16 protein-coding genes are annotated in these 16468 nt (G+C 53.1%); 2 read left to right on the top strand and 14 right to left on the bottom strand.

The window, feature by feature from the left end:
* Nucleotides 1-22: 22 nt before the first annotated feature.
* The 4 genes from Y5S_RS18610 to Y5S_RS18625 form a co-directional block, all read right to left on the bottom strand.
* Entirely contained in the window at nucleotides 23-673 is a 651-nt protein-coding gene (locus Y5S_RS18610) for a hypothetical protein (protein ID WP_052041721.1), read from the bottom strand.
* A gap of 10 nt (nucleotides 674-683) precedes the next feature.
* Nucleotides 684-1652, bottom strand: a complete 969-nt coding sequence (locus Y5S_RS18615; protein WP_035235284.1) for an AAA family ATPase — start codon at nucleotides 1650-1652, stop codon at nucleotides 684-686.
* A gap of 208 nt (nucleotides 1653-1860) precedes the next feature.
* Nucleotides 1861-2043 (bottom strand): hypothetical protein, encoded by a 183-nt coding sequence (locus tag Y5S_RS18620; RefSeq protein ID WP_035235286.1) that lies wholly within the window; start codon nucleotides 2041-2043, stop codon nucleotides 1861-1863.
* 315 nt (nucleotides 2044-2358) lie between these two features.
* Nucleotides 2359-2748, bottom strand: coding sequence for a hypothetical protein (locus tag Y5S_RS18625; protein WP_035235288.1), 390 nt, complete (start codon nucleotides 2746-2748; stop codon nucleotides 2359-2361).
* A gap of 295 nt (nucleotides 2749-3043) precedes the next feature.
* Between Y5S_RS18625 and Y5S_RS18630 the strand changes: the two genes are divergently transcribed.
* Nucleotides 3044-3775, top strand: coding sequence for an AcaB family transcriptional regulator (locus tag Y5S_RS18630; RefSeq protein WP_052041722.1), 732 nt, complete (start codon nucleotides 3044-3046; stop codon nucleotides 3773-3775).
* 144 nt (nucleotides 3776-3919) lie between these two features.
* Nucleotides 3920-4774, top strand: coding sequence for a hypothetical protein (locus Y5S_RS18635; protein WP_035235290.1), 855 nt, complete (start codon nucleotides 3920-3922; stop codon nucleotides 4772-4774).
* A 45-nt stretch (nucleotides 4775-4819) separates the two neighbouring features.
* Here Y5S_RS18635 and Y5S_RS18640 read toward each other — a convergent pair whose 3' ends face one another.
* The 10 genes from Y5S_RS18640 to Y5S_RS18685 form a co-directional block, all read right to left on the bottom strand.
* The gene (locus Y5S_RS18640) at nucleotides 4820-5413 is read right to left on the bottom strand and encodes a replication protein RepA (RefSeq protein WP_081939838.1); all 594 of its coding nucleotides are present in this window, start codon (nucleotides 5411-5413) and stop codon (nucleotides 4820-4822) included.
* A 96-nt stretch (nucleotides 5414-5509) separates the two neighbouring features.
* The gene (gene traN / locus Y5S_RS18645) at nucleotides 5510-8335 is read right to left on the bottom strand and encodes a conjugal transfer mating pair stabilization protein TraN (protein ID WP_035235294.1); all 2826 of its coding nucleotides are present in this window, start codon (nucleotides 8333-8335) and stop codon (nucleotides 5510-5512) included.
* Nucleotides 8336-8476: 141 nt separating this feature from the next.
* On the bottom strand, nucleotides 8477-9376 hold the full coding sequence (locus Y5S_RS18650; RefSeq protein WP_456236283.1) for a TraU family protein: 900 nt from the start codon (nucleotides 9374-9376) through the stop codon (nucleotides 8477-8479).
* Between the two features lie 101 nt (nucleotides 9377-9477).
* Complete coding sequence (locus Y5S_RS18655; RefSeq protein ID WP_035235298.1) at nucleotides 9478-10161, bottom strand: EAL domain-containing protein; 684 nt, start codon at nucleotides 10159-10161, stop codon at nucleotides 9478-9480.
* Nucleotides 10158-11414 carry a TrbC family F-type conjugative pilus assembly protein gene (locus Y5S_RS18660; RefSeq protein WP_035235300.1) on the bottom strand — a complete coding sequence of 419 codons (1257 nt, stop codon included), beginning with the start codon at nucleotides 11412-11414 and terminating at the stop codon, nucleotides 10158-10160. The genes Y5S_RS18655 and Y5S_RS18660 overlap by 4 nt, the downstream gene beginning before the upstream one ends.
* Nucleotides 11377-11892 carry a signal peptidase I gene (lepB, locus tag Y5S_RS18665; RefSeq protein WP_035235302.1) on the bottom strand — a complete coding sequence of 172 codons (516 nt, stop codon included), beginning with the start codon at nucleotides 11890-11892 and terminating at the stop codon, nucleotides 11377-11379. The genes Y5S_RS18660 and lepB overlap by 38 nt, the downstream gene beginning before the upstream one ends.
* Entirely contained in the window at nucleotides 11889-12206 is a 318-nt protein-coding gene (locus Y5S_RS18670; protein WP_035235304.1) for a hypothetical protein, read from the bottom strand. The genes lepB and Y5S_RS18670 overlap by 4 nt, the downstream gene beginning before the upstream one ends.
* A 13-nt stretch (nucleotides 12207-12219) precedes the next feature.
* A complete protein-coding gene (traC, locus tag Y5S_RS18675; protein WP_052041723.1) occupies nucleotides 12220-14667 on the bottom strand; it encodes a type IV secretion system protein TraC in 2448 nt (815 codons plus the stop codon).
* On the bottom strand, nucleotides 14668-15378 hold the full coding sequence (locus tag Y5S_RS18680; RefSeq protein WP_035235306.1) for a DsbC family protein: 711 nt from the start codon (nucleotides 15376-15378) through the stop codon (nucleotides 14668-14670).
* A 75-nt stretch (nucleotides 15379-15453) separates the two neighbouring features.
* Nucleotides 15454-16305 (bottom strand): DUF3267 domain-containing protein, encoded by an 852-nt coding sequence (locus tag Y5S_RS18685; RefSeq protein WP_035235308.1) that lies wholly within the window; start codon nucleotides 16303-16305, stop codon nucleotides 15454-15456.
* Nucleotides 16306-16468: the final 163 nt, after the last annotated feature.

Below are 16468 nucleotides of genomic sequence, written 5' to 3' on the forward strand. Positions count from 1 at the left end.
GCGACCTCTCCCCTTGCTTTGTTTAGAAGAAACAATCCTCGATGTCGGACTCGATCTCAGACCAATTAACTTGTTCGGTCGCAAGACCGAGCTTTACGGCGTCGCTACGAACAGCGTCATAGTCGAACCCCATCCGCTCGATGATGTTTTCCAGTGAATTGAAATTGGAATAGCTGATGGTGTTGCCTTGCTCATCGCAAAGCGTCACCAACGGCTCAGAAGCAGCCTCCCACTCTTGCTGAAACCGCTCTTGCAAGCAGATCAGCATGAGTAGTGGCTTGTGCCCATGCGTATGAGAGATTTCTCCCGCACCCTCCAGCGTATGAGGATGCAGGGTATTCTCCCCGTGCGTAGGGCATACTTTCAGTTCAAATCCGCCAGCCTCAGCCATTAACACGCTGGGCATGAGCCGGTCGGAGTTATCTTGCATTTCAACCTCGAACCCCAGGGCCTCGCGATTCTTCACAAATACACCCGTGATGAACCCAAGAAGGAGTCGTTTGACCCCTTCTTGTTGCAAGGTCGTGGGAGGCGAAATGAGCCAATTTACCGCACCAAAGGTGCGTTCTTCCGCGTCAGAATCAGACCCGACTGCGTTTACCAATGCCTCGTCCAGACGTTCTGGCTGAAGTGTTGGATCGAGCTGTTCTGACACTGCAAAGTTGTCAGCCATATCGCTCTCCTTAGCGCCACTGGTCACCAAACACATCCTTCGCAATGCGAAGAATTGCTTCACCTTCTTCCTTGGAAGCGCGGATCAGCAGTGATTGCTCCAACGCATACTTCAGCGTATTCGGAGCCCCCCGGAACTGGAGGGTGAGCTTTGCCCAGCGAACAAGCGTCCGCGTAGACATCGTGACACCGATATGTCCGTCATCACCGTTCTCGCCCATGAAGAGCTTCCGGATTTCATTGGCGGTTTTCACCATGCCTTTCCGGAGACCTTCATTGAGAGTGGGCGCGACTCGACCGAGGATGTTCATCTCGGTCGCCTCATCGGCATAGCCGACTTGGATAAAGCGATAACGGTCCATGGCAGCGAGGTTCTGCATCATAACGCCCTGGTAGCGACCAGTAGCGTCTCCGGACCCCGTAGAGTTGCCGGTAACCACAACCCGAAACATCGGATGAGGCTTGATGATTTCACCGCCATTTTGAGCGATAACCAGAGGCCGACCTTCCAGGACATCATTGAGACCTGCAAGCTCGGCTGGGTCAGCCAGATCCACCTCGTTGATGAGGAGGATATGACCATGCTTCATGGCTACTGCCAGGGGGCCGTACATGAACTTCATGACGGGAGGTTCACCCGGTTTCGGCGAGACCAGAGCGTGATGCCCAACCAGGTCCGTCAGCTCCATGCGGCCATTGGCCGTAATTTGCTGGACAGGCCAGAAGAGGCGAGCCGCGATCTCAGTGATACCGGAGGTTTTACCTGACCCGGTTGGGCCAGTGACGTACAAGGCGTCACCGAAGGGCTTTTTCAAAAAGGCCGTAACCTCACGAATCAGCTCCTTGCGGAAAACGTAGTGTTCGTCTTTGGAAGGGATAAAGGCATTTTCTGAAGGGGCATAACCGAGCGTTGAAACCTTCTCGGGAACACCTTCCATTGCAAACGCCTTACGGATTGAGTATTTGACAATCTCAGTCATGGGAGCACTCCTAACTTATAAAATCAGGGCGCACCATGCCCCCACCGGGCTAGTACGCCCCTGGTGGGGTAAGTTCAATTTGCTGTTTGTTTGGGGAGGCCAGCTACCTCTTTTCACTCTCGCGTGGAGAGCAAAATCTGCTTACCGATGGTCGGCCATTGGAAAACAGACTTTGAAGTGGAGACACGACCCCGAAGGGTCGCGCTCCTCAAGAAAAAGCTACAACACTGTCGTTTGCGCCGATCAGTTGGTTCCGCTTCGCCCAAATAGTGATAGCTCGCTGTGCGTCATGCACACTGCAAAACTCTCTCGGGTTTATCGGATACTCCCGACCGTCATCAAGGTACAGTTTTTCAGTAGCTTCATCGTAAACGTGATACACACCTTCCATCTTAGTTTCCTCTCGGCCCACCCACCGAACAACACTCCCTGAATGCTGTTTGGAGGATGGGCCAAAAGGCCCAAGACGTAGTGATGAGGGAGAGGGTTACCCCCCTCCCCTAAGCGTTAGAATCCCAGGTTACGAGCAATGGCGCGGAAGGGCTTAGCCACATACCAGCCAGAGATAACGCAAGCTGCGAAAACAAGTTCAATACCAAACATAGTGATGCTCCTAGATATAGCGAAAGGGGCAACACCCCCACCGGGGGAAGTCGCCCCCAGATGGGTTAAGTAAGGAATGTGAATCGCTAGGCGATCCGGTTAGTTACCACACAAGGACTTTGCCCTTGCGCAGATAGGTTGGAATGTCATAGACAGACCAATCCACCTCTGACTCATCGCGTTTCGGCATCTGAGTCGGAGACTGCTCAACCTCTTCAGCCTTTACAGACTCGAAGGAAGAAGCTGGTTGCTCGATGACGGCCTCTTCAGACCGTGCTGTAGATTGCGCTTTGGCGAGACGCATGGCTTTGAAATTTTCGACGGCTGCATTCAGAGAATGAAACGTCGGCACAAAGACACGGTTAACCGCAAAGACAATACCTCGATGCGTCTGCTGGCTCAGATAAACGAAAGACCGGGCAAAAGCCCAAGCTCCGAATCCGATGATGCCAACAACAACAGCGAGAGCTACAACAAATAGAAGGAATTGCATGGTGATGACTCCTGATTAGATCGGGAGCACCACCCGAACCGGGAGTGCTCCCGGTGAGGGAAGGTTGTGATACCTGCGCCATACGGCGGACATTTTTAAATTGCTGTTTGTTTGTAAAGGCCAGCTACCTTATCTAGTCGCCAAGCGACTAAGAGATTTCACTATACCCCAAATTTATTTGGGGTAAAACGCTGTTTCTGTCCATTTTGGGCGCAAAGCGAGTTCTGGTCGGGCCTCGAATCCTTTTACCCTTTCCCATGCGTTTACTAATTGCCCAAACAGACGGAGACATACCATGGCAGAAGCAGCAATAGCACAACCCGAACAAACCCAGCAGTCCCAAGGCGAACGCCAGCCGTACTCCCGCCCGGTATTTCGCCAGAACCTGAACGTCAACAGCCTTCAGGCCCAGCGCGTTATGGAGCGCAGCTTCGACCGCGTATCCAATGCCCTATTCTCCCTGGACGTTATCCTTCGCATCATCGGCGACCAAAAGGAGATCGACCAGGTTGAGGAAATCATCCACGGCCACATCGACAAGGTGTCCGAGGACATGACTAAGGCAATGGACCAGCTCCAGAAGGTCATGACCGACAACGGCATCGAAGCCGTTCCCGGCTATAGCGCCCCGGTGAACTACCCCATCGAAATAACCTCACCGCAGGTCGCCCAGTTTGCACACCTTATCCGAAACCTGGATAAGCTGATGAGCCTGGTCGATACCCTGTGGCTGAACAGCATCCTCTCTAGCCAGCAGCGCTCTGACGCTACCTATGAGTGGCAGCAGCGTTTGATTAAGCTCGCTGGCCGGATCATCGGTATGGAAAAACGTGCCCGTATCTCTGCCCATACGAAGGGTAAAGACAAAGAAGTTGCCGAGGCAGCTCCGGAGCAGGAAACCACCGATCCGGAACTCTCCAGCGAAGCTGACGCGGACCTGGAATCCGAATCCGGCTCCAAAGCCAAGTCCAAGGCCGCAGGTAAGAAAGCCAAGGCCGAAGAGAAGGCGTCCGACGCTACAGCGTAAGCAGGAATCCCAACCGATCCTTGCGTTCCCCTCCCAGTGAGGGGTTTTTTTTGCCTGTTTCTTCTATTCTCACGGTTGCATTTTTTGATGCAGTGGTAATATGGAAGCATCAATAGAGATTTATTGGAACAACGGAGCAACACCATGAAAAAACTACTTACTCTCGCAACCCTGCTGACTACCGCTTCTCTGTTCGGCTGCGCATCCACCAGCACTGCGCCTGTGACGTACATGGAGAACCATAGCGAGGCGTACAACATCGCACACGCAGGCGGCTTGGTCTCCGATATTCAGGACACGAAGGTTCCTGCTGACAAGGTGGGCTCTATCACTGAGTCCATGCTGAAGGTCGGGTTTGTTGGTGCTGGTTATGTCAACCCGCAGCTTGGTATGACGAACTGGCAAACCGCTGGCGTCAACCTGCTGGACGAAATGCTGCAACCCGATTCCCACGGTGCGCGGAACAGTCTTATGGCCTGGATGCCGCTGTCCGAAGCGGGCTCTACTGAGGATGCTCAGACTCGCCTTCTTTCACATGTGAAAGTTTCTATCGCTGCGGCCATGGACGAGGTAGGCGCATCCTACGAAACCATCTTCGACAAGGATGGCAAGCTGGTTATCCAGTTCATCAAAAGTGAGTGGAATTGTCCCGAATACGTCAGCGGCAAAACCGAACTGGATGACCTGTGCCGCGTTCGCGCCCAAATCTTCGAGCCGCGTAAAGCCGCCTCACCGGCATTCATCGCTGGCACTCAAGAGCAGCGCTACATCTTCTCGTCCGGGCATGGCCGCAAGTACCAGAGCCTGAACCTGCTCATTAGCGACAACAGCACCGTTCCTGAAGACGAGGTGTACGCGACTATCAGCAAAAACCTGCCGGAATGGACGTACCTATACTTTGCTCCTGGAAAGGTAAGCATGGACAACGGAGAGACAATTGACTTCCCCTACATCCTGAACAACGGCGAAGCCAAAGTGTTTGTCATTCCTGAAGCGTAACGGACCTTCTATCTCCACAAAAAGCCCGGATACTCTCCGGGCTTTTTATTTCGATAGCGCCAGCCTCATGTAAGTATCAATAAACACTGGATCATTAGACTTGTATCGCATTAACGACGCGAGCATCGCCACAGAATCTTTCTGAACTGCATCTATGAATGATTTGTGCAGAGAAATATTAAAGATGTCAGAATCTCTCCGTTTCTCCCTGCTCATATTTTTTGCCAATACTATAGTATTGGTCTCTTTACCCGCAGCCCCCTCTCTAACAATAAAAAAAGATGTTTTGCTTATACGCTCCATCTGCTCGGCAATTTCATACCTATCCCAGAACTGAAAGCCAATTTCCTCTAAAAACTCACTCCCAAACACATTAATGCTTACTTCATGCGCTCTTTCGTAATATACCTTCGACGCTAACCAAGCTATAAGTATTCTCGCCATTCCTCCATAAGGGAGTGAGGAGGTTGATATGGCTGACACTGTTACCGATCCGAAACATCCATCGAAACATTCTGTTGTCACTGCCGCAGTGGGCAAAGGAAAGCAGTCACAGAGAATAGATGGCAAACACCATTTATTTATTGTCTCCTCGCCTCCCTTATCAATATACGCAAATATTCGCTCGCCTTGACTCATAAAAAAATAGCTCCGTAAAAAATACGGAGCTATTATCTACCACTATGTATTAAGGCTAGGGGTTCACTTTCACCTTTTTAGGGCGCAAAACACATTTTATGGACCTCCAGGATTAACTCCTACCTTTTCCATGGCTTCCCGGCGCTTCGCGTCTACATCTATATCATCCACTCGATCCATAGCTCGCTGATCAGCAGGCAGACGGTCCCCGTCGATATTGAATACGCTGCCGGAGCCTGTCAGAGCGTCCATAGACACATTGGTTCCGCTGGGGAACTGTCCGTTCTGCTGGAGGATGGCGAGCCACTCATCCAGATCCACCGCATCCCAGTTGATTTCCGCTATCTTGTCAAAAGGGATGCCGCCACAGCTTGGGTTCTTCGGTGACCCGAAGTCCTGTCCGAACTGAGGGCGAACCTGCTCCTGGATGATACGGGACAGTGGTGAGTTGAAGCAGCAGTACGCTTTACGCTTCTCGATGCAGGCTCCGAGAACCTTCTCCTTGCAGTACGACCCAACATAGGTGCAGCTATCCGTTGCCCGCTTGGTATTCATCTCCAGTTCTTCCTGCTCGCAGGCATAGACCATCTGGATTACGGCCACTGCGACCACGTACACCGTATAGACCGTCATTGCCGCCCCGAGCATCGAGGCGGCCTGCGCAGCCATTTCATTCATAGCCTCTTCAGCGGCTTGGTCGGCTGCGGCTGTTGCTGCTGCCTCGGTCGTCGTGTCTCCGGCCAGGTTCCCCATGACATCCTGCAACATGCTCTTGGCTTGCTCTTTCAACTTCTCGATGAGCTGATTCTTCAGCTCCTCGATAGGCGACCAGATTTCCTCTACAGCGCCAGAGATATTGTCCATGTAATTAGTGAACGGCTGAGACACTTCGGTCCAGGCGTCCATCACTGGCTGCCTGAGCGTTTGATACGAACTCTTGATGACATTCCCATCCTCCAGCGCCAGCACCGCACCATCGAGCTTTGGAACCTGCCGGATCATCATGAGGTAATCGGCCATGCTGACATTGGAGGGCTTTTCACAACAATCCGACACCCCGCCGACTGCAATCTTGCATTCACCAGCTTCGCCCCCGAACGCGGTACAGGTCACGTTCTCTTCGCCGGTTGCGTTGCCATCTTCGTCCTGGCCGGTGCAAGTCATATCCTGTGTCATGAACTGCGCCGCATTGAGCAGAGCTGAGGCTTTGGCGAAGTTCGCGGTCTGATCGGTGGATTGTGTCGGGTCGAGGCAGTCGTCCCCCATGCAGCGGATAGCTCCACCACACTGGTATTCGGTGTTTTTCTCAACGGTGTCGATGTCCACACTACTCCCGCAGTCCCACGTCTCCTCTTTGACGTAGCACACACCGGAGTTACCCTGAGCCCCATCAACACACTCCGAGCTGATAAAGCCGCACTGCGGGTTTTCTTCGTACTGCTGGCACGTATTTAGATTCCCGCCTTCGTTGACCGGGCACTGCTCCTCACCGTTGACATCGGTGTAGCACTCCATATCCCCTTTGTAGAAATCGAAGTCCGCATCTACAGCGACTTTCTTGCAAAGGTTGGGAATACCAGGGATGGGAGAAGGCTTCAGGTTGTCCTCGCAGATTTTGATACCATTCGTATAGGTGCAGCCTTCCGCGTCACGCGGGTCGTCCACGCAGGTCAGGCTTCCCTCTGCAAAACCATCCACCACGCCAGTCGCAGATTCGATGCAGCTATCTGGTGACCATTCATCCTTGATGATCGCTTTGGAGGGATCGTACTTGATGCGAATCTTCCCGAAGCCTTCCCCTTCGCCGGATACGGATACGCGGATTTTGAAACGTATAACTGAATCTTCAGGGACATTTTTGAAATACTGAGTAAGGTTGAGATTGGGGTTCTCGTCCCAGCTCGTGCTCAACTCACATTTACCAGCGGTCTCTGGCGGGAAGTTGTTGTTGGGACCAGACCAAACCTTTACTTCTTGACCTGGCTCACCAATCCATATCTGCATGTAGTCATCCCATTTGGCACGGATCAACGTGACCTGAGTAATGGCAGCAGGATTGACGACTTTGATTTCTGTGAATTCCTCGTAAATCGAGCAGCTACCACTCCAGTAGTCGTCTCCCACCTTGCCGATCCACACGTCAGAACATCCACCACCAGCCCCATCGCATGGGGAAATGTTGTATGGACCGTTATGGTGCTTCACCACTGCCGCTTCATAGTCGTGGATAACCTCACAGGTTGCACTTTTGTCGGTAACACGGTCGCAGGTTTCGTACTCTGGGTTGTGTACCGACATGGTGATTTCGTCGAAGGTTGTTTCGGCGGAACAATCGCCGAAGCCTTCAGCAATCACATCAATGTTTTCGTATGTGGCGTTGGTGAGCCCCAACATCGGGTCGGAACTGAAATCCGGGCGACTTTGATTTGAAGAGTCCACCAGAACTTTATACGCGGCACCTGAGATAGAGGGGGTGTCGCTGTAGGCGTCTTCCCAGAGGGAGTCCTTTGCCTCGCTACCGGTTTCGCCCATCCCCTCTTCCGAGTCATAGATCCCCTGGAGCTGGTCGAGGTCAGGGGCTACGCCATCAGAGAAATATTCGTTCTGCACCGAGGCATTGGAAGGGTTGCTGCCTGGGTACAGGCTTTGAACGCTAAACTGAGTTCCCCCTTGGTATTGGAGGTTGCCATTCTCGTCCTTTGTGGGCACCGTGATCTGTCCATTTTGGACCTTGGCCGGAGTATTCTTTGCCTCGCTACCCAGCTCGATACCCAGATTCTGGCCTTCGCGACCGAGCTGACTTAAAAAGTCCTGGGTATCGACTTCAGGTGACTCTTGAGCCACGCCGTGAAGCGGCATCAGCGTCGTCGTGAGAGTTAGCACGTAGGCTATAGCTCTCATCAAACGTGGTGAATTTCTCATTGCTTCCTCGATACATAGATTGTCCAGATTTACTGGAATCTTATCGGAAGCAAAGCAGTTTCCTCCCACGGCTATTTGCCCGTTTCGGCAACAAAAAGGGGCCTGCTGGCCCCTTTTCGGTATTACTTGGTGGTATTGCGCTTAATGGTTACAGCAATCATTCCATCGCCAAATCATGTAGATAGGATCTTGGCCGATAGCGGGGATTGTCCGGGAGAGCCCCCACGTCAGCGTGGATTCTCCAATCACATGATCTGATTCGGTCTCAGGCACAGGATGAAGCATTGTGAACTTGTACTGGGTCTTCGGTAGCGTTGGTACAATGTTCCCTCGGCACATAGCTTCCTCGCCCATCGTCCCGTAAGCCAAACCTCTACGGTGCAGCGCGGCCAGCACTCGCGTAGAGAGAAGGCTGGAATCTCGAAGAACGCCTTTTCCACCATTCTGGTTACCACTAAGCGGATACAGATTCCCCCACGTACCGGCACACCAGAACATCTGCTTAATCGGTCGGCCAGCCGTCGCAGCTACAGCATCCGCCGTGCAGGCTAAGGTAGCCACAGGGTTGGCGACCGCCGCCGCTTCTGGGTTCGTGAAAAAGGCCAGCTCATCATTGTTCCATGTCGGATCCAGCTCCGACAGGTACATAATGTCCAGGTCAACATATCCATCGGGATTGCAGCTCTGTTTAACGAACATGTCCAACATCTGCATGACCGGGTATGTGTAGTAGTGATAGTGCATGAACGACCCATCGCCACCATCATAGACGGCTTCCCCGTGGTGGCCCTGGTTCATGCGATCAAAAGGGAACCTGGTTCCATTGAGCACGGAGGAGCATCCAGGTACACGCTGAAACTCAACCAAACGGGCGGGTTCCCACATCGAGGTTGTGACACCAGGACGTGGCACCCCCTGGTTGTCCTCGCACATGCACAGCGGGCTATCTACAGACTCATCCGGTACACGGCCATCGTCTGAAATTGTGACCCCAGCCACTCGAATGGGGAAGATACAGCTCCAGCAAATGTCAGTGATCATCTTAGGACCAATCACCTGTGCATCCTGACACCCTGGGTCCGCCACAGCGTTGGTGCTGCACAAGGCCGCAAGGGCGACGCACATGGCATACAGCGTTTTTCTCATTTCGCCACCGCCTGTTTCTTTTCTTTCTTCACCCATCCATCCAGCAGCGCTGGGCGTCCATGGTGATACCCTTGTTGAAGGTGAACACCCATCCACGAGGACTGCTGCGCGAGCTGCTCCGTCTCGACCTGCTCCCCGATGAGCGGTATATCACTGTCCTGACAGAACCTGACTCCTTTCATATCCTTCTGAGCGAGCGCTGCCAGGCGTTTCACATCGAACTTACAGCCATCCCAAGGAAATGCCTCCAAACGCTCATGCGTTGAGTTCTTGTACCCGTAGTCATCCATCACCAGAGGGATACCCTTTACCTTCAGCTCGTCCCAGCGTTTCCATAGGGAAGCGTCTGTTACCCCTTCAGTCATCTCTATAATCAGTTCAACAGTCGTGAGAGCACGAAAGCGCTCAACCTGAGCTATCCACGCGGCAAACCGATAGTCCGACTCCAGGGTTTCCTCTGACACGTTAATCATGAGTCTGGGGTAACGAGCCTCGATGGCGGGAATATTCTTGATCAGCAAGAGGATGACTTCAGGGTCAATATCTTCCCAGCGGATACCTACACGAACGTCTCCAGGGGCGTAGTAAACTTCATCGAAAAACCACCTGTTGAGAACTTCTGCGCCAACAACAACACCGCTTTTCGTGGAATGAATTGGCTGAAACATTGGAATTATCATGGCTCATTTCTCCTATCAGCCAACTCTTCCACCACAAAGCGCCTGCCTTGGGCGGTAATGATCGAGGGCACATACTCCAGCTCAAACCGTTGCGCCACGTCAGGTGTTAACAGGAACACCGGGGCATCAAACGTGTCGGTCGTCTTGGTGTATGAGTCCCACCCTTCTTCTCTGTCCAGGCGTGTCACGATATAGGTGATTCGGGTGACTCCCGGCACCTGATTGATACGTGGCAGAGCCTCTTTGACCCTCGCTACCTGGTCTTCATCCAGCGGATCGAGAACGACCACCGCCTGGGTGAATGGAGCCACGTCCAAGGGGTTTATCAAATCACCTTGTTTCGCGATAAGCGTCCCGTCAGGTGCGGTGATGTCTTCAGAGATGTAAACCGTTGGGTCCAGCTCTCGAACGCGGTCTTTGTGCGCTTCTGGCAATTCTCGGAAGTTTTGCTTGTTCCAGAAATTCTTGACTGCACCGCGCTTCTGCTCTTCCCAATCAATTTTGGCAAAGCGCTTCTTCATCAACTCAATCAGGTCGGGCTCACTAATGTTCTCTACGGGTCCACGAACCCCTAGATCACCGTCTGTACCGGCCTCAACCTGGCGAAGCAACCACGCGGGGTTTGACAGGCCAGCGACACGGGCCACTTCTTCCGGCAGCTCTCCCGGCAGCACAGATTGTTCTTTGCGAACAATGATGGTGGGTACTGAGGTGACGTTGTACTCTGTGAACAAAACTGGGTTGATAACGATGTTCGGAACCGGATCGCGCTCTGCGGCCATCTGCTGTATCTCCAGCATCGCTTCACCCAGATTGGCGTTTTCCGGAATGCCACGGAAGACGACCAGCACGTCAGGATTGCCTGACGCCATATCCAGCAAATCTTTAAGCCCCTGACTGCCCAGCGAGCGCGACGCGAATACAACCACTTTTTGATTGGAGAACCGCGTTTTTGCCTTCGCGAGTTCGTCCATTCGCTTCATGGTTGGGTCGGTCTGCTGGAGCTGCTGCACCAACTCCTTTGCTTCCTGATGAGCTGCTGAGAACTTTGCGTTGTCGGTACGAAGCCAGTCCGGCATTTCAGCGGCCTGAGCACTCTCGGCGATCTCTTTGGACTTGCGGACAATCTCCATGTCTTCATCAGTTAGAGGCGACTGGGAAGTCTGCTGAGCCATTGCTGGGGCAGCGATGATCACTGCCGCCGCCAAAGCAGCCTTAAAATAACGGGTAGGCGCGGCCAATGATCTGGTCATGCTTTACAGTCCCCCAATATCTTGAATCGAAGCTCTGGCTGCTGGTCCCCATGAACCAGTAGTTCCCAGGCTTCAAAGTTGCCTCACCTACGAAGGCTTCCATTGGCTTGTTCAGCTTTTCAGCATGGACCAGCCCGTGCCCCTTAAATTCGTTGTTGATGTAGATGTTCCCGTGCGAGCGGATTTCTACATGGTCTCCGGGAACACCCCGGAGATACTTCACCATTTCAGTGCCATCGTCGTAGAGTGGTTGAAGCCCTCGTGCAGAGAACACGTACACACCATCCTTCACCAGCTCCTGGTCCTTCTTGTCGATCAGATAGATGGAATAACCAGGAATACACTTCACGACCTGCTCATCTATGCCTATGCGGTAGCGGTCAGCAAAGGCTGCCCCTGCTGCCCAGATAATGGCGAGCGCGATGCCCGCCTTTACACAGAAGCGGGGCCATGATTCTTTCTTGACCATCAGCTTCATTGCACCAGATCCTCCGGCAAGTAAACGTCTTCCGGAGCGGCAACAACGGCACCCGCGTCGAGCACCATGTACCCTGCCTCACGAAGCCTTACCACGGCGTCGTTGGTCTGCATCATCAGCTTTTCGACCTCTTCCGGGGTCGCGCCGTCTGGGTACTGCATTGCCATTTTGGCGAAATCCACTACCACCACTGGCGGTGATTTCTGCAAACGCTCGTCAATGCTTGCTTGGCGCTGCTCGGCCATGAAATGAGAGGCCCCGGCACCGCCGATAGTCCCAATGATTGCTGCGATTGTGATTGATTTAATGTCCATGGTTTGCTCCTTACTACGCCCGCGCCCGATCCTGCATGACCGCCCGAATTGAATCAGGGATGCTGAGTCCGCGCTTGACGTATTGGTCAATTGCGTCCACATCTCCGGGATCGGTTGAGTACAGGAGCTTCTGGAAGTCGCCTACGATTAGACGCCCCACTCCCATGCCGGTCTTAGACTTAATGAAAATCTCGGAATAGATGCCCTGTACCGTATGCACGGTTTTCAGGATGTTGAAGCCGCCTTCAGAAAGGGTTAGGCGTCCGCTACGCTTGACAGACTCGACGGTCTCTTCGGTCTGACCAAGCAGGTACATGCTCGCTGAGTTCTCAGCAATAGCGCGACCTACAGCGTTTTCGTACAGGTCGTTGATACTCTGTGTCGCAATGACAACCGAGCCGCCGTACTTACGGAATTTCCGGTAGGCGTGTTCCATGAACACGGAGACTTCACCTTCCTTCAGCAGATCCCAGGCTTCGTCTACGATGACCACCTTCTTGCGGTTACGCTCACCCAGGAACACTTCCTGCTGGATTTGGTAGATAAGCTGAAGTAGCACGACCTGGCGCAGATGCTTACGGCCCTGAAGTTCATCCAGCTCCAATACAGTGAACTGGTTCTGGAAAGACACGTTGTTATCGTGGGCAAAGTATTTGCCATAACTGCCCCGCGACGTGAACGGGTAGAGCTGCATACCGACATCCTTCAAACGCTGATCCTGATGCTCTTCGAGGCACCGGTCGGCGATGTCGTCCACCTTCATCTTCTGGCCCTTCTCCTCCCACACATCAGTCATGACCTGTTTGAGAGCAGAGACTTGCCATTCGCTGAGGTTACCTTTTGCTGAAGCCATGGCGCTTACCAGGCTCACAATGGCGTCTTCCTCATCTTCGTAGTTCTGAACCAGCTCAAACGGGTTCAGACATACTCCGGTGCCTTCTTCAAAGTGAACAAAGTCACCTTTGAGGAGATCAGACAGTTTCTGGTATGACTTACCGGCGTCGATAACCCAAACCTGAGCCCCTTCAGACAGGTACGAGAAAATCAGCTCGTTTGTCAGGAACGATTTCCCCGAGCCCGATTCCGCCGCAATAACCAGGTTCTTGTTCGTATTGGAATCATGAAGGGACAGACTCATGAGCTGTCCATTCCGAGAGAGCAGCGAAGCGTGGTAGGTGCCGGTGCCCTTCCACTCGCCGAAAATCGGCAGCAAGACCGCCGCCTGCTCAGTGGTCATTGTTTTGTGACGGAAAAGGTCTTTGACCGATTCCCGGTCAGTACACAACGGAAGGTTGTTAATCAGCATTGGCAACAGGACAAAGCGGTCTTCCATAAGGTCGAATCGAGTTTCCCGCCAGATATTTCGTGCGGACATCGCCGCCGCATCTGCCCGCTCTTTGGTCGGGGCAAAAATGATCATGGAATAGCTGATGCTGATAGGCTTCTGACCCTCTTTCATGGAGTCATACAGCACGTCGAAACCTTCCTTCTTATCAGCCAGTACCGGTACGAACTTGAGCATCGGCCCATAGGCTTGGTTGACCGCGAACTGACGCTTGCGGTCGAGTGTGCTCTTCATGTTCTCCGGGTCGGGGAAGAAGATGTTGGTGACAATCATGTAGTTTTCTTTGATGTTGGAGTTACCACCACTGATGTCACCGATATAGGTGATGGCGTCACCAAAGTAAGCCAGGTCTGGGAGCTTCTTCGCCGAGAGCACTTTGACGTGTTGGTCTCCGAGCTGGAGGCTGTTCTTCGTCATAGTGATGTCAGTGCCGTAATCGAACACCTGCTCACAGATGGGCCTGTCGGTATCCCAACTGCTGGTATTGGATTTCCAGGACGCATCGTCGCCCCAGTTCAGCATCGTCCCCATGATTCGGATGTAGTTCACCGCCGTCATGGGTAGCGGGCGCAAGCCAACAGTTTGCAGTGACGATTCAACCTTGCTTCGCAGATCCTGAAGCTCGCTCAATTCTGACGAAGTAGGCTTGCTGTCTTTGATGGGCACCTTCACGGTCACAAACAGCTTTGTGTCCTGGATCAAACCGCTGTCGTAGTAACCGCGCTCGTTATGAGCAACAATCTTCTCCCGAGTGTGATGCTTCAGGAACTCGGTACGCTCGCGGATAACCGACGAGAGCAGGTCATGCTGATAGCCGTCGCGAAGCTCAATCATCCGGTACAGATCTTGTGTAATGTCCGGAGAGCGAAACAAGGTAAACTGCATTGTGGATTTCGCAGGGAACTCCTGGTTGAGCATCCCTACTGTCCGCTCTTGAACCTTCTCAGTGGCAGAGTTGAGCGGCTGACAAAGGAAGCCAAACCCTATGCTCTTGTCATCCATCAGGAAGGCGTAATCATCCTCAGAATACGCCAAAACCGGGATTACCCCGGCTGCGCGAATCTCTTCAGGAATGATGGTTTTCTGGAGCTTTTTCTTAATGGTGACAAGGTTCACTTACTTACCCTCCAGCCACTGTTGAAGCTCTTGCGGGCGGCCCTGGCTATAACGGCCATCCGGTGCAACGACAAAGGGAACGCCCTTCACATCCAGCAAATGCGCCATCATGAGGGTCAGGTCGTATTGCTTGGTGTCGCAGGAGGATTTCTGAGGCACCGTCTCCAGCGTGTTCTGCATGTAGGCATCGAGAGAACCCTGACGGTCTTTCGCGCAGTACACCTTGCGGGCCAGCTTGTTGGACTCTTCACCCAACGCAGGGACAACCACGAATTTGAAGGTGTAGTTCCGGCCCAGCTTTTCAGCGTCTTTCATCAGCTTGTGACAAACGGAACAGAGTGGATCCACGAATGCGACAACTTGCTTGTCGCCAGTCCCGATGGTCAGAGTGTTGTAGTCATCAAGATCCGCACCCATGCGCTCGAAGTGAATGCGAGTGGCCGCATCCTGTATCTGAGCTGAGGTGTCCAGGGTGTCCTTGTACCAGATGTCATAGAGCTGTCCGCGCAGAACAAACCGCCCGTTTTCCGACATGAAGAGGATTTCGCCGTTGGCCTCCACGGCTTTCAGGCTCTTGATGGGAAGGCTAACGATTGAGTCCAGCTTGTTTTTGCTGGGATCAGATAGGTCGAGCTGCACCGACTGTGCAGATGATGCCGCCGACCACAGCATGGCCGTTACGGCGGCAGCTTTCAGGATATTCTTTCGCATGACTGTCCTCTTTCGGGCGATATACCAAAACAGAGAACAGTTTATAGAGGGGGCTCGCGAACAGACGGCTCCGCATTAGCCCATTTTGGACAATTCCAGCGGGTTGCCTGATTTTTCTTCCTCCACTGGCAGATTCCCTCCCCTACGCCAAATAACTTTGCTAAGCGCGAACCCGGCTGCCGACAATAGCAACGCAAACAGGGATGAAATTAGAGCAAGTTGGAGTATCGCCGTGCTGACGTGATTCAAAACTTCAATGGATTTCCCTATCAGCAGCTCAGGCTGAGATGGAAGCATTTTCATAACGCTCCAGTAAGCCAGCAGTACCGCCAACACCGCGGCAGCACCCCGAAGACAGCCTTTCAGATCAGCTTTACTTGGTGTGGAGTGCGCCCCAATCATCACGGCTAGGAGTGCTGCCATGATGGCCTGCCAAGTATTCAAGCTCGCAAATAGCGCAACCCCCCATTCTCCAACAGCGGTGAGCGCGTCGCCGCCTGAGAGGCTTCGGTAGTCCGTTAGCAGGAAGAACGTGTGAAGGTTTGGCACTTCCGCCAAGGCGAAGAGGATGTAGACCAGATACGCACCAAAAAGCAACGGGGCCAACCCTGTAAATACCATCCCAATGCGGTGGACAATATTCGTTGGGTTGTAGCGATAGTTCACATACCCCAGCGTCTGAGAAACAGGATCCGGTCGAAAGAAGACGACCTCCGTCACTTTCATCCCGAACACCATGGCTGTGATGGCGTGGGCCAGTTCGTGTATTGGCGTACCGACCAATCCGGTAGTGAGGATGGCTCTAGCCTTGTGTCTACCGAACGAACGGTAATAAAGCTCATTTGCACCCCATAGCACACAAGCGGCCAGCGCCGGGACGCTGAGAATCCAACCCAGCTCAATAGCTGCTTGCTTGAGTTCGTCCATAATTACCTCAAACTTTCACATGTGAAAGAAAAAGGCCCGGACGAACCGGGCCTCTTCCGTTACTGCGCCTGGACCTTCGCCGAAGCGTCCCCGGCATCGTCGTAGCCAACCAGCTCGACTCGCGGCAGGACATCCTCGTAGCTGCTCTTGAGCAGCGTCAGGC

This window comes from Alcanivorax nanhaiticus (assembly GCF_000756665.1).
In the GTDB taxonomy this organism is placed as follows: Bacteria; Pseudomonadota; Gammaproteobacteria; order Pseudomonadales; family Alcanivoracaceae; genus Alcanivorax; species Alcanivorax nanhaiticus.

Excerpts from the sequence above, each read along its gene's own strand:
- Y5S_RS18670 (WP_035235304.1), bottom strand. The coding sequence starts at position 12,206 with ATGGACATTAAATCAATCACAATCGCAGCAATCATTGGGACTATCGGC.
- Y5S_RS18615 (WP_035235284.1), bottom strand. The coding sequence starts at position 1,652 with ATGACTGAGATTGTCAAATACTCAATCCGTAAGGCGTTTGCAATGGAA.
- lepB (WP_035235302.1), bottom strand. The coding sequence starts at position 11,892 with ATGAAGCTGATGGTCAAGAAAGAATCATGGCCCCGCTTCTGTGTAAAG.
- Y5S_RS18630 (WP_052041722.1), top strand. The coding sequence starts at position 3,044 with ATGGCAGAAGCAGCAATAGCACAACCCGAACAAACCCAGCAGTCCCAA.
- Y5S_RS18640 (WP_081939838.1), bottom strand. The coding sequence starts at position 5,413 with ATGAGTCAAGGCGAGCGAATATTTGCGTATATTGATAAGGGAGGCGAG.
- Y5S_RS18660 (WP_035235300.1), bottom strand. The coding sequence starts at position 11,414 with ATGACCAGATCATTGGCCGCGCCTACCCGTTATTTTAAGGCTGCTTTG.
- Y5S_RS18620 (WP_035235286.1), bottom strand. The coding sequence starts at position 2,043 with ATGGAAGGTGTGTATCACGTTTACGATGAAGCTACTGAAAAACTGTAC.
- Y5S_RS18655 (WP_035235298.1), bottom strand. The coding sequence starts at position 10,161 with ATGATAATTCCAATGTTTCAGCCAATTCATTCCACGAAAAGCGGTGTT.
- Y5S_RS18650 (WP_456236283.1), bottom strand. The coding sequence starts at position 9,376 with ATGATCACTGACATTTGCTGGAGCTGTATCTTCCCCATTCGAGTGGCT.
- traN (WP_035235294.1), bottom strand. The coding sequence starts at position 8,335 with ATGAGAAATTCACCACGTTTGATGAGAGCTATAGCCTACGTGCTAACT.
- Y5S_RS18625 (WP_035235288.1), bottom strand. The coding sequence starts at position 2,748 with ATGCAATTCCTTCTATTTGTTGTAGCTCTCGCTGTTGTTGTTGGCATC.
- Y5S_RS18635 (WP_035235290.1), top strand. The coding sequence starts at position 3,920 with ATGAAAAAACTACTTACTCTCGCAACCCTGCTGACTACCGCTTCTCTG.
- Y5S_RS18610 (WP_052041721.1), bottom strand. The coding sequence starts at position 673 with ATGGCTGACAACTTTGCAGTGTCAGAACAGCTCGATCCAACACTTCAG.
- Y5S_RS18680 (WP_035235306.1), bottom strand. The coding sequence starts at position 15,378 with ATGCGAAAGAATATCCTGAAAGCTGCCGCCGTAACGGCCATGCTGTGG.
- Y5S_RS18685 (WP_035235308.1), bottom strand. The coding sequence starts at position 16,305 with ATGGACGAACTCAAGCAAGCAGCTATTGAGCTGGGTTGGATTCTCAGC.